Below are 11,530 nucleotides of genomic sequence, written 5' to 3' on the forward strand. Positions count from 1 at the left end.
GCATGCTCAGTCAACTAAGGGAAATAGTTGAACACGTATCAAGAGTTGAAGATGTGTCGACGGCTCTTGATATTTTGGTTAAAGAGACATGCAGTGCGATGCAGACGGAATGTTGCACCGTGTATTTGGCAAATAATGATATGCAGCGCCTTGAGTTGATGGCAACTCAAGGCCTGATCTTCAAAGGCAATAGCATTCACATTGGTTTTGACGAAGGTCTGGTTGGCCTTGTTAAAAGAAGTGCTGAACCTATCAACCTTGCACAAGCGTCTGCTCACCCTGCTTATAAGTTTTTTCCAGAGCTTGGAGAAAACGTCTATCACTCTTTTCTCGGTACTCCGATTATCCACCGCAAACAAGTGCTCGGTGTATTGGTCATTCAACAGAAGACCCCACGTTTATTTAGTGAGATGGAAGAATCCTTCCTTGTCACGCTCTCTGCACAACTTGCCGTTATTGTGGCGCACGCCCAAACTCAAGGCCATTGGCTGTTAGAGCAACAGAAGCTACCGGCTACTAAAGGTATTGCAGCTTCATCGGGCGTGGCGATTGGTGACTTATGGTGGGACAACACTCAGCCTGAACTCACCGATGTTTATCCTGCTTCGACGCTCAATATAGAGAGAGAGCATGAGTTGTTGGCGGTAGCGGTTGAAAACGCCCTCAATGACTTTAAGCGCATGCGAAAGCGCTTAGATAGCGAAATCAATAAAGATGCGTTGGCGATCTTTGACCTGTTTACTCACTTACTCAACGATCCTATGCTGCGTAAGGATCTAAAAAGCCAAATCCAGAAAGGCGATAAAGCCGATTGGGCACTAAGACAGGTTGTAGAGAGTTATTCTAATCGCTTTGCTCGTATGTCGGACGTGTATCTTCGTGAGAGAGCACAAGACATCCGAGAGCTCGGACAAAGGCTGCTCTATTTCCTCCACAACTCTGAACATGAACTTCGCACGTTAGATAAGCCGATTATCCTAGTGGTTCGTGAGTTAACCGCTTCGGTATTAGCGTCTATTCCCAAAGAAAAGCTCTTAGCGGTGATTTCCTTGGAAGGGGCGGCGAACTCGCACGCAGCGATTTTATCTCGAGCGCTTGGCATACCTTCCGTCATGGGGGTAAACCTCAACCTAGCTCAAGCTAATGGCAAGCGAGCGATTGTTGATGGGTATAGCGGTGAGATCTTTATTGAGCCGACTAAAAGCCTGCTCAAAGAGTATCGAGGGCTGATTCTAGAAGAGAGTGAGCTCTCCTCTATGGTCAATCGCGAGCTGTACCTACCGGCAAAAACGCAAGACAACAAGCAAGTCGAGATTCTGCTTAATGCGGGTTTAAGTGCAGACACTAACATCGCTATCAACCAAGGCGTTGATGGCGTAGGGCTGTATCGAACTGAAATTTCTTTCTTGTTGCAGCAAAGATTCCCGTCAGAGGATGAACAATTCAAGCAGTATCGTTCTGTACTGGCAAGCTACCCAGAGAAACAAGTGGTGATGCGTACACTCGATATCGGTGGTGATAAGGCCTTACCGTATTTTCCTATCGAAGAGGACAATCCATTCCTTGGTTGGCGTGGTATTCGGTTTACGCTCGATCATCCTGACATCTTTATTATTCAGTTACGTGCCATGCTACGTGCGAGCTGTGAAAGCCATAACTTGAGTATTTTGCTGCCGATGATCTCTGGTGCACAGGAGTTGGATGACGCGCTACAGTTGATTGAACAAGCGTATGATGAAGTGCATGAGCTTGATAACCGAGTGCGTATGCCTCGCGTTGGTATCATGATTGAAGTGCCATCCATGCTGTACATACTGCCGCTGATTGCGCATAAGGTCGACTTTGTTTCAGTCGGTACCAACGACTTAACCCAATATTTATTAGCGGTTGATCGGAACAATTCACGAGTATCCGATGTCTATGAATCAATGCACCCTGCGGTGATCATGGCATTAAAACAAATTCATGATACTTGTAAGCAATATCAATTACCTGTTTGTATTTGTGGCGAGTTAGCCGGTGACCCGATGGGCGCGCTGCTATTGATTGGATTGGGGTATGAGACGTTAAGTATGAATACCTCGAATGTCGCAAGAACCAAATATTTGATTCGTCAATCGAACTTGGCTGAATTACAGGATTTGGCAAATAAGGCACTTTCAAAACCGTATGGTAGTGACATCTATAGTATGATGCTGAACTATTTCGAAGAGCGTGAATTTACAGGCTTCATTCGAGCAGGTAAAAAATAGGATTTAACGTGTCATATGAACTGATAGGCTTGTTAGCGGGCCTTGGTGCTATTGTTGGTGTTTTAGCAGGCTTGCTAGGCATTGGTGGTGGTTTGCTGGTTGTTCCTGCCTTACTGTTTTTGCTTCCTAAAGCGGGTATCCCCCAAGAGTTTGCGATGCAAATGGCATTGGCTACTTCGCTATCAACCATCATCGTTACGTCGGGATCGTCTGCGATTAACCATCTAAAGTTGGGTAACGTAGAGATGTTTGTCGTTAAATGGTTGATGCCAGGTGTGGTGATAGGTGGCTTCCTCGGCTCTTTCGTGGCCGATGTAATTCCAGCTCAATACTTACCAAAAGTCTTTGGTGTGATTGTTTTGGTGTTGGCGTTGCAAATGCTATTGTCGATTCGCTCCAAGAGCCAAAAATCGATGCCGGGTTCAGCTAAAACCGTGTTGTGTGGCGGCGGGATTGGTTTGGTATCAAGCTTAGCGGGCATTGGCGGTGGGTCTTTATCGGTACCTTTCCTTAACCATCACGGTGTGGAAATGCGTAAAGCCGTCGGCTCATCTTCGGTATGCGGTTGTGTTATCGCGATTTCGGGAATGCTAGGTTTTATTTGGCATGGATCTTCTGTCGATGATCTTCCTGCGTATAGCTTGGGTTATGTTTATCTACCGGCTTTGATCGCGATATCTTGTACCTCAGTTTTGACCACTCGAGTGGGTGCGAAACTGGCCACTCAATTGCCAACCCCTGTGCTGAAGAAATTCTTTGCGGTATTTTTAATGTTTATAGCAGCCACAATGCTGCTGTAGTGTCTTTTCTGTTAGTCATTGAGCTAACCGTTAATCAATTTAGATAGAGAGCCAAGTATGTCTCAGGGTTTTATCGAATTCCCAAATATCGATCCTGTTCTTATTGAACTAGGACCAATCTCAGTTCGTTGGTACGGCCTAATGTACCTTGTCGGTTTTATGTTTGCTCTTTGGTTAGCAAATCGCCGAGCTGATCAACCGGGTAGTGGTTGGACTCGAGAGCAAGTATCAGACTTACTGTTTGCTGGCTTTCTAGGTGTGGTGTTGGGTGGTCGTATTGGCTACGTACTTTTCTACAACTTTGACCTTTTCCTAGCAGACCCACTGTACCTATTTAAGGTATGGACTGGCGGTATGTCTTTCCACGGTGGCTTGCTGGGTGTTATCACCGCAATGTTCTGGTATGCGAAAAAGAATGGTCGCACCTTCTTTGGCGTGGCAGACATGATTGCACCACTCGTCCCATTTGGTTTAGGTATGGGCCGTCTAGGTAACTTCATGAACAGCGAGCTTTGGGGCCGTGTGACTGATGTGCCATGGGCGATTGTGTTCCCTAACGGTGGTCCACTTCCTCGTCACCCATCTCAACTTTACGAGATGGCGCTTGAAGGTATCGTGCTGTTCTTCATCTTGAACTGGTTTATCAAAAAGCCGCGTCCTCTTGGTTCTGTATCAGGGTTATTCCTAGCTGGATATGGTACATTCCGCTTCTTAGTAGAATACGTACGTGAACCTGATGCTCACCTAGGTTTGTTCGGTGGGTTTATCTCTATGGGACAAATTTTGTCACTGCCAATGGTTATCATCGGTGTGCTGATGATGGTGTGGGCATACAAGCGTGGTCACTACAAAGACGAATTACCACAACAAACGAAGTAAGGAATTGGTGTGAAACAGTATTTAGATCTCTGTCAGCGTATCGTTGATGACGGTACTTGGATTGAAAATGAACGCACGGGCAAGCGTTGCCTAACCGTGATCAATGCTGACCTTGAATATGATGTTGGTAATAACCAATTCCCACTGGTAACAACGCGTAAGAGTTTTTGGAAAGCCGCAGTTGCTGAGCTGCTTGGCTATATCCGTGGTTACGACAATGCTGAAGATTTTCGTAAGCTAGGGACTAAAACTTGGGATGCGAATTCTAACCTGAATGAAGCATGGCTGAATAACCCTTACCGCAAGGGTGAAGATGACATGGGCCGTGTTTATGGCGTTCAAGGACGTGCATGGGCAAAACCTGACGGCGGTCATATCGACCAACTGAAGAAGATTGTTGATGATCTAACTAACGGTATTGATGACCGCGGCGAGATCTTAAACTTCTACAACCCAGGTGAGTTCCACATGGGATGTTTGCGTCCGTGTATGTACAGCCATCACTTCTCACTACTTGGTGATACTCTGTACCTAAACAGCACTCAGCGCTCTTGCGATGTACCCCTAGGCCTGAACTTCAACATGGTTCAAGTGTATGTCTTCCTAGCTATCATGGCGCAAATCACGGGTAAGAAAGCTGGCGTGGCTTACCATAAGCTAGTAAATGCTCATATTTACGAAGATCAACTTGCACCTATGCGTGATATCCAGTTAAAGCGTGAGCCGTTAGCTGGCCCAACATTCCATATCAATCCTCAGATTAAGTCTCTAGAAGATTTGGAAACATGGGTAACGATGGATGACTTCTGGGTTGAAGGTTACGAATGCCACGAAGCGATTAAGTACCCATTCTCGGTTTAATCTCACTCGCTTTGTTTGATTGAAAGGCTGCCTCTGTGCAGCCTTTTTTGTATCTAAGTTACAGTGACGAGTAATCGAGATTCGAAGAGCAGAGAAATCATATGCTGTGTGATGCTTTATGTTACTCGTATACTCTCAACGCGCATTGGCTCTTTCTCTTCGATACTCGCTTACACGCATCTCGAATCTTTTTTCGATTCATCATTCCCTAGACTGACGAAGGAAGGAGTTGGGAGTCTCTTTCGTGGTGTGTTTGTGGGATTCCCTATCACGCTCGTTCCTCGCTGTAGGGAATGACGGAAATATATAGATGCGGGTAAACGAGATGCGGGATACGAAGAGCTAGAACGGACTTCTTTGGTGAGTAATGCTTACCTTACCGATTTACTCTTATATCGTATCAGTTTCAGCTCTTGTCACAAGCTTACTCATATCTCGAATTTGATTTTAGCTCTTCGTTACTCGTTTACCCGAATCCCGTATCTGCTCTTAAAAAGAAAAAGCCCGCAACCTAGGAGGTAGCGGGCTTTGCTATAAGCGATGTTTATTTTGCTATTAAGCGGTAAGAGCTAACACGCTACCAGGCAGTACAAGGAATACCGCAACAAGGTAACCAGCCACTACAGCTTTGTTCTTCACAGCCATGTCTGAAATCATGTCTGCCGCTTTAACTGGAAGTTCACGTAGGAACGGGATACCGAAGATGAATACCGTTGACATGATGTTGAACACCAAGTGTACTAGAGCAATTTGTAGTGCGAATACTGCGAACTCACCAGACACTGCTGTAGCTGCAAGTAGAGCCGTAATACATGTACCGATGTTTGCACCCAGAGTGAATGGGTAAACGTCACGTACTTTAAGAACACCTGAACCTACTAGTGGAACCATCAAGCTTGTTGTCGTAGAAGAAGACTGAACAAGGATAGTCACGATAGAGCCAGAAGCGATACCGTGGATTGGACCACGACCGATTGCGTTCTTTAGAATCTCACGAGCACGACCAACCATTAGGCTCTTCATCAGCTTACCCATTACAGTAATAGCTACGAAGATAGTTACGATACCTAGAGCGATAAGCATGATGCCGCCAACAGTGTCGCCAAACGTTGATAGTGGTTCTTTAATCGCACTTACAACAGGCTTAGTGATTGGCTTGATGAAGTTAAGACCACCCATGCTCATATCACCTGTTGCTAGCATCGGTGATACTAACCAGTGAGAAATTTTCTCTAGAATTCCAAACGCCATCTCTAGTGGTAGGAAGATAGCAACGGCTAATAGGTTAAAGAAGTCGTGGATTGTCGCACTTGCGAATGCACGTTTGAACTCTTCTTTACAACGAACGTGACCAAGGCTAACTAGCGTATTGGTTACCGTAGTACCAATGTTAGCACCCATGATCATAGGAATTGCTAGCTCAACAGGTAAACCACCTGCCACAAGGCCAACGATAATTGAAGTAACTGTACTTGATGATTGAATAAGCGCTGTTGCTACTAAACCAATCATTAAGCCTGCAACTGGGTGTGAAGCAAATTCGAAAAGAACCTTTGCTTGCTCGCCTGTTGCCCATTTGAAGCCTGTACCAACCATTGAAACTGAAAGTAATAGTAGGTAAAGCATGAATGCCAAGTTAGCCCAGCGTAGCCAACGAGTAGTGCTCGAGATAGGCGCTGCTGCAGTAGTAGCTTGGTTCATAATGTTTTCTCCATTGGACCGTTTAAGTCTGTGTTTGGTCTGTTTGTTTAATCTGAGCGTGATGTTAGAGGGGAAATATGTCAGTAATATTACATTTTGGTTTAGGTGCGACTTTTTTGTGATGATTTACTCTTTAAATATTCCAATTGCTAATGTGGTTGTTTTAAGTTGTTGTTTTAAATTGTTTTTTAATGGAAATTCTATAGGTGATATAGATCTTAAAAGTTAGAAAAAAATTGAAAATAATCGATGAAATATTACATTATGAAATCAGACACTTCGAAAAAATAAGTGGTAAATCTATGTTTGGTTAGGTTTTTCCGAGTTTGTTGAGTGGCGGTGTCATATTTGATATAAAAGGGTATCTACTCTTTTATTACGGCACATCTATGTCGCATCTCAACTACAACCATCTGTATTACTTCTGGATGGTTTGCAAGCAAGGCTCTGTTACTAAAGCTGCAGAAGCCCTATTCCTAACACCACAAACGGTAACGGGGCAGATAAAAGCCTTAGAAGAACGCATGGATGGCAAGTTGACCAAGCGTAATGGCCGAAGTGTTGAGCCTACAGAGCTTGGGCAACTGGTCTTTAAATATGCCGATCGTATGTTTGGCCTGAGTTACGAGATGCTGGACATCGTGAATTACAGCCAGCACTCCAATATTCTGTTTGATGTTGGCGTCGCGGATGCGCTCTCTAAAAGACTCGTCAGTAAGATACTGATGTCGACCATCCCTCCAGATAACAGCATTCACTTGCGCTGTTTTGAATCGACCCATGAAATGCTACTTGAGCAACTCTCTCAACATAAGCTCGATATGATTTTGTCTGACTGTCCGGTGGACTCTAGTCAAAGCCCGGGCCTGTTCAGTAAAAAGCTGGGTGAGAGTGGAATGAGCTTTTTTAGTTCAGGTCAGGTTGAAGGGGTTAATTTCCCTGCTGTATTGGAGCAAAGAAAGCTTTTGATCCCTGGCAGCCGAACCTCAATGGGTCGTAAAGTGCTGCAATGGTTTGATAGACAAGGGCTTAAGCCAGATATTTTAGGTGAGTTTGATGATGCCGCATTGATGAAGGCTTTTGCTCGTTACCATCATGACGTAATATTTTTAGCACCGACGATTTATATGTCTGAAGTGGAAGACGACACATCACTGCAACTATTAGGCGGTATTGAAGAGTTAAAAGAGGAGTACTACGTCATATTTGCTGAGAGGATGATCCAACATCCAGCAGTAAAAAACGTATGTGACGCAGATTTTAGCAAATTGTTCGAGTGAGATAGTTTGTTAATGAATTGATATCGATTATCATAACTCCGCAATATGCCGGAAATACTGATAGCCCGTAGTTGGCGTAAAGGTTGTAGGGAGCCAAACTATGAACTTAAAAGAGATGGAGAAGAACTCAGCACAAGCTGTGATTCTACTCAAAGCCATGGCTAACGAGCGTCGCTTACAGATTTTGTGCCTATTACATGGCACTGAACTGTCGGTTGGGGAGTTGTGTGGCAAGTTGGAACTGAGTCAGTCTGCTTTATCTCAACATCTTGCTTGGTTGAGAAGAGATGGTTTGGTCGAAACTCGCAAAGAAGCTCAAACTGTGTATTACACATTGAGTAGTGAAGAAGTAAAAGCGATGATTAACCTACTGCATGGTATTTACTGCAAGTAGCTTATTGCTGGTGGGAGGGGGATTTCTTATCAGCGATAGAATGACACAAGGAAGTGTTAGCATTTCACATTGAACGTTAGTGTTTACCTATCTATCTACGTACCAATTTGCTTCTCTATTTATTTTTCTGATTGTTTGTTTTATCTATCTGCTTAAATTGTTTATCGGTCAGAAAAACGGCTGTTAGCACGTAAAATAAAAGCGTTACTCAAAATTTAGATATAAAAAAACCGGCCTAGGCCGGTTTTTTTCGTTTTGCGTTGTAATCAAATTTCTATTAAAGAGCTTTGATTGCAGCAGCGAAACGAGACTTATGACGTGCAGCTTTATTCTTATGAATAAGGCCTTTAGTCGCCATACGGTCAAGAAGTGGTGTAACTTCTACAAGAGCAGCAGTTGCAGCTTCTTTATCACCAGCTGCGATAGCTGCGATAGTCTTTTTCATGTAAGTGCGCATCATAGAACGACGGCTAGCATTGTGCTGGCGACGTTTCTCAGCTTGGATAGCGCGCTTCTTAGCAGATTTACTGTTTGCCAAGGGTCTAACTCCCAAAAACTTAGTTCGGTGACAATTTAAGGGCGAGGACTATCCCTCATTAGCGCTTAATTGTCAAATGATTTGTGCAAAAACCAATCGTAGCCAAACAAACTTTGGTATGGAAAGGTCATCGCGGTTAAGATGGCGGGGATTCTAACAGCATTTTTAGACCAATGCTAATAAATATGCTTCTTAGGACAGGATAGTATTTATCCTCGCTTGAAAGTAATCAACCAGTGTCAGAGGTTTCTGTGAGTAAACGACTATTAAAGTCAGGCCTGATTGTCAGCGCAATGACTTTTGTTTCCCGTGTATTGGGGCTAGTACGTGATGTAGTAGTAGCAAATTTGATGGGGGCAGGAGCGAGTGCCGACGTATTTTTCTTCGCTAATAAAATTCCTAATTTCTTACGTCGACTTTTTGCAGAAGGTGCGTTTTCTCAAGCGTTTGTTCCTGTATTAACGGAATATCACGCCGCAGGTGATAAAGATAAGACACGAGATTTAATTGCTAAGGTGTCGGGGACGCTCGGGGTTTTAGTTTCTATTGTCACCGTCATCGGGGTATTGGGCTCTGGCGTGATCACCGCGATGTTTGGTGCGGGTTGGTTTATCGACTGGCTAAATGATGGCCCATCAGCACCCAAATTTGAGCTAGCGAGCTTTATGCTCAAGATTACCTTTCCTTATTTATGGTTTATCACCTTCGTCGCTTTATCTGGTGCCATTCTTAATACATTAGGTAAATTTGCGGTCTCTTCTTTTACTCCTGTGTTCTTGAACGTGATGATCATAGGCGCTGCATGGTTTATCTCACCTAATTTAGAACAACCAGAAATTGGTTTGGCTATTGGTGTGTTTCTTGGTGGCTTAGTCCAATTCCTTTTCCAAATGCCTTTCTTGATCAAAGCGGGTGTGTTGGTTAAGCCGAAGTGGGGATGGAGAGACCCGGGTGTGGTTAAGATCCGCACATTAATGATCCCTGCTCTGTTCGGTGTATCGGTCAGCCAAATCAACTTATTGTTTGATACCTTTATTGCCAGCTTCCTCGCAACAGGCTCTATCAGTTGGTTGTACTACTCAGACCGACTGCTTGAATTTCCTCTCGGTTTATTCGGTATCGCGATTGCGACTGTGATTCTTCCTGCTTTGTCTCGTAAACACGTAGATGCTCAAGGGGAAGGGTTCGCGCATACCATGGATTGGGGCGTGCGCATGGTGTTGCTGCTTGGTATTCCTGCGATGTTAGGTCTTATCGTTTTAGCTAAACCCATGTTGATGGTGCTATTTATGCGTGGTGAGTTCTCTCCACACGATGTACAGCAAGCATCGATGTCATTGGTAGCTTACGCATCAGGCTTGCTTAATTTCATGCTGATTAAAGTTTTAGCTCCGGGCTATTACTCTCGCCAAGATACCAAAACACCGGTTAAGTACGGCATTATCGCTATGGTGACCAATATGGTGTTTAACGCGATCTTTGCTTATTTTTATGGCTATGTGGGTTTGGCGATTGCGACGGCACTGTCTGCCTTTGTGAATATGGCCTTGTTATATCGAGGATTGCACCTTGCGGGTGTGTATCAATTAACTAAGACAACCTTGTTGTTCAGTGCCAAATTAATTATCTCAGGTGTGGTGATGGTAGCGGCTATTTTATGGCAGCTGGATAATATGCAACATTGGCTTGAATGGAGCTTTAGCCAGAGAGCGCTGACATTAACTGGCTTGATTGGACTTGGTGGCTTTGTTTATATTGTTTCGGTACTGATTTTAGGTATCCGAGTAAAACATTTAAAAGCAGCGACAGATTAATACTGATTAGTATATAATCCGTCGGTTTCACACAATAAATGATGCAAATAACAGGTTTTAGCTGATCATAATGGAACTGATCCGAGGTATACACAATATTAAAGCGCAGCATCATGGCTGTGTATTAACCATAGGTAACTTCGATGGTGTTCATTTAGGACATCAAGAGGTTTTGAGTCAGGTTTCTAAACAAGCTGCAGCATTAGGGCTACCTTCTGTTGTTATGACGTTTGAACCGCAGCCTATGGAGCTGTTTGCCCGAGATAGAGCGCCAGCACGTTTAACTCGTTTACGAGACAAATACGTGCAACTGAGTAAGCTAGATATCAGTCGCTTATTGTGTGTTAATTTTAATCAGTATTTTGCAAGTTTATCCGCGGAAGCATTCATTAAGGATCTTTTGGTTGATAAGCTTGGTGTGAAGTTCTTGGTGGTTGGTGACGATTTTTGCTTTGGTAAAGGTCGTACCGGTAATTTCGCTATGCTCAAAGAGGCGGGCGAGAAGTACGGTTTTGAGGTGGTCAGCACCCAAAGCTATTGCTTAAACCAATTACGAGTAAGCAGTACTGAGATACGAAATGCATTAGCGGTCGATGACTTGGCTGCAAGTGCTACCATGTTAGGACGTGATTACAGTATTAGTGGTCGAGTGTCCCATGGTCGAAAACTAGGGAGAACTATCGGTTTCCCTACCGCTAATATTCCATTAAAGCGTTGTGTTTCTCCTGTATCGGGAGTGTATGTTGTTGAAGCTTTGGATATCGACGGTGTTCCTGTCGGTGGCGTTGCTAATATTGGACAACGACCAACAGTTAATGGGGTAAGGCAGCAATTGGAAGTGCATTTTTTTGACTTTAAAGCCAATTTATATGGTAAACAGTTAGAAGTACGACTTTTGCACAAACTGCGCGACGAGATAAAATTTGAATCGTTCGACGCACTAAAGAATCAAATAGAATTGGATGCTGAAGCCGCAAGGGTGTGGCTGCTTCAGCTAAAGAATTAATCGGA

At 44.0% G+C, this 11,530-nt stretch carries 10 protein-coding genes; 8 read left to right on the top strand and 2 right to left on the bottom strand.

What is annotated here, in order from left to right:
- Positions 1 to 2: 2 nt before the first annotated feature.
- From ptsP to AB4486_RS16780, 4 genes are read left to right on the top strand one after another with little or no spacing between them, the layout of a single operon-like run.
- Complete coding sequence (gene ptsP, locus AB4486_RS16765) at positions 3 to 2,252, top strand: phosphoenolpyruvate--protein phosphotransferase (protein ID WP_017059336.1); 2,250 nt, start codon at positions 3 to 5, stop codon at positions 2,250 to 2,252.
- Between the two features lie 8 nt (positions 2,253 to 2,260).
- Complete coding sequence (locus AB4486_RS16770; RefSeq protein WP_017059337.1) at positions 2,261 to 3,052, top strand: sulfite exporter TauE/SafE family protein; 792 nt, start codon at positions 2,261 to 2,263, stop codon at positions 3,050 to 3,052.
- A gap of 57 nt (positions 3,053 to 3,109) precedes the next feature.
- The gene (gene lgt / locus AB4486_RS16775) at positions 3,110 to 3,931 is read left to right on the top strand and encodes a prolipoprotein diacylglyceryl transferase (protein WP_017059338.1); all 822 of its coding nucleotides are present in this window, start codon (positions 3,110 to 3,112) and stop codon (positions 3,929 to 3,931) included.
- 9 nt (positions 3,932 to 3,940) lie between these two features.
- Positions 3,941 to 4,792: a thymidylate synthase gene (locus AB4486_RS16780; protein ID WP_017059339.1), complete on the top strand. Its 852-nt coding sequence runs from the start codon at positions 3,941 to 3,943 to the stop codon at positions 4,790 to 4,792.
- A gap of 555 nt (positions 4,793 to 5,347) precedes the next feature.
- Here the strand turns inward: AB4486_RS16780 and AB4486_RS16785 are convergent.
- Positions 5,348 to 6,493, bottom strand: a complete 1,146-nt coding sequence (locus tag AB4486_RS16785; protein WP_372117830.1) for a Na/Pi symporter — start codon at positions 6,491 to 6,493, stop codon at positions 5,348 to 5,350.
- A gap of 389 nt (positions 6,494 to 6,882) precedes the next feature.
- Between AB4486_RS16785 and nhaR the strand changes: the two genes are divergently transcribed.
- Entirely contained in the window at positions 6,883 to 7,773 is an 891-nt protein-coding gene (gene nhaR, locus AB4486_RS16790) for a transcriptional activator NhaR (protein ID WP_017059341.1), read from the top strand.
- A 100-nt stretch (positions 7,774 to 7,873) separates the two neighbouring features.
- A complete protein-coding gene (locus tag AB4486_RS16795; protein WP_004735028.1) occupies positions 7,874 to 8,167 on the top strand; it encodes a metalloregulator ArsR/SmtB family transcription factor in 294 nt (97 codons plus the stop codon).
- A 277-nt stretch (positions 8,168 to 8,444) separates the two neighbouring features.
- On the opposite strand, the gene rpsT is transcribed toward AB4486_RS16795, so the two are convergent.
- Entirely contained in the window at positions 8,445 to 8,705 is a 261-nt protein-coding gene (rpsT, locus tag AB4486_RS16800; protein ID WP_004739529.1) for a 30S ribosomal protein S20, read from the bottom strand.
- Positions 8,706 to 8,956: 251 nt separating this feature from the next.
- Here rpsT and murJ point away from each other — a divergent pair, with 251 nt between their 5' ends.
- A complete protein-coding gene (murJ, locus tag AB4486_RS16805) occupies positions 8,957 to 10,519 on the top strand; it encodes a murein biosynthesis integral membrane protein MurJ (protein WP_032545655.1) in 1,563 nt (520 codons plus the stop codon).
- Between the two features lie 70 nt (positions 10,520 to 10,589).
- Entirely contained in the window at positions 10,590 to 11,525 is a 936-nt protein-coding gene (gene ribF, locus AB4486_RS16810) for a bifunctional riboflavin kinase/FAD synthetase (RefSeq protein WP_017062867.1), read from the top strand.
- Positions 11,526 to 11,530: the final 5 nt, after the last annotated feature.

This window comes from Vibrio sp. 10N.222.55.C6 (genome assembly GCF_041473395.1).
GTDB classification, from domain to species: domain Bacteria; phylum Pseudomonadota; class Gammaproteobacteria; order Enterobacterales; family Vibrionaceae; genus Vibrio; species Vibrio crassostreae_C.

Excerpts from the sequence above, each read along its gene's own strand:
- ptsP (WP_017059336.1), top strand. The coding sequence starts at position 3 with ATGCTCAGTCAACTAAGGGAAATAGTTGAACACGTATCAAGAGTTGAA.
- lgt (WP_017059338.1), top strand. The coding sequence starts at position 3,110 with ATGTCTCAGGGTTTTATCGAATTCCCAAATATCGATCCTGTTCTTATT.
- AB4486_RS16785 (WP_372117830.1), bottom strand. The coding sequence starts at position 6,493 with ATGAACCAAGCTACTACTGCAGCAGCGCCTATCTCGAGCACTACTCGT.
- nhaR (WP_017059341.1), top strand. The coding sequence starts at position 6,883 with ATGTCGCATCTCAACTACAACCATCTGTATTACTTCTGGATGGTTTGC.
- AB4486_RS16795 (WP_004735028.1), top strand. The coding sequence starts at position 7,874 with ATGAACTTAAAAGAGATGGAGAAGAACTCAGCACAAGCTGTGATTCTA.
- ribF (WP_017062867.1), top strand. The coding sequence starts at position 10,590 with ATGGAACTGATCCGAGGTATACACAATATTAAAGCGCAGCATCATGGC.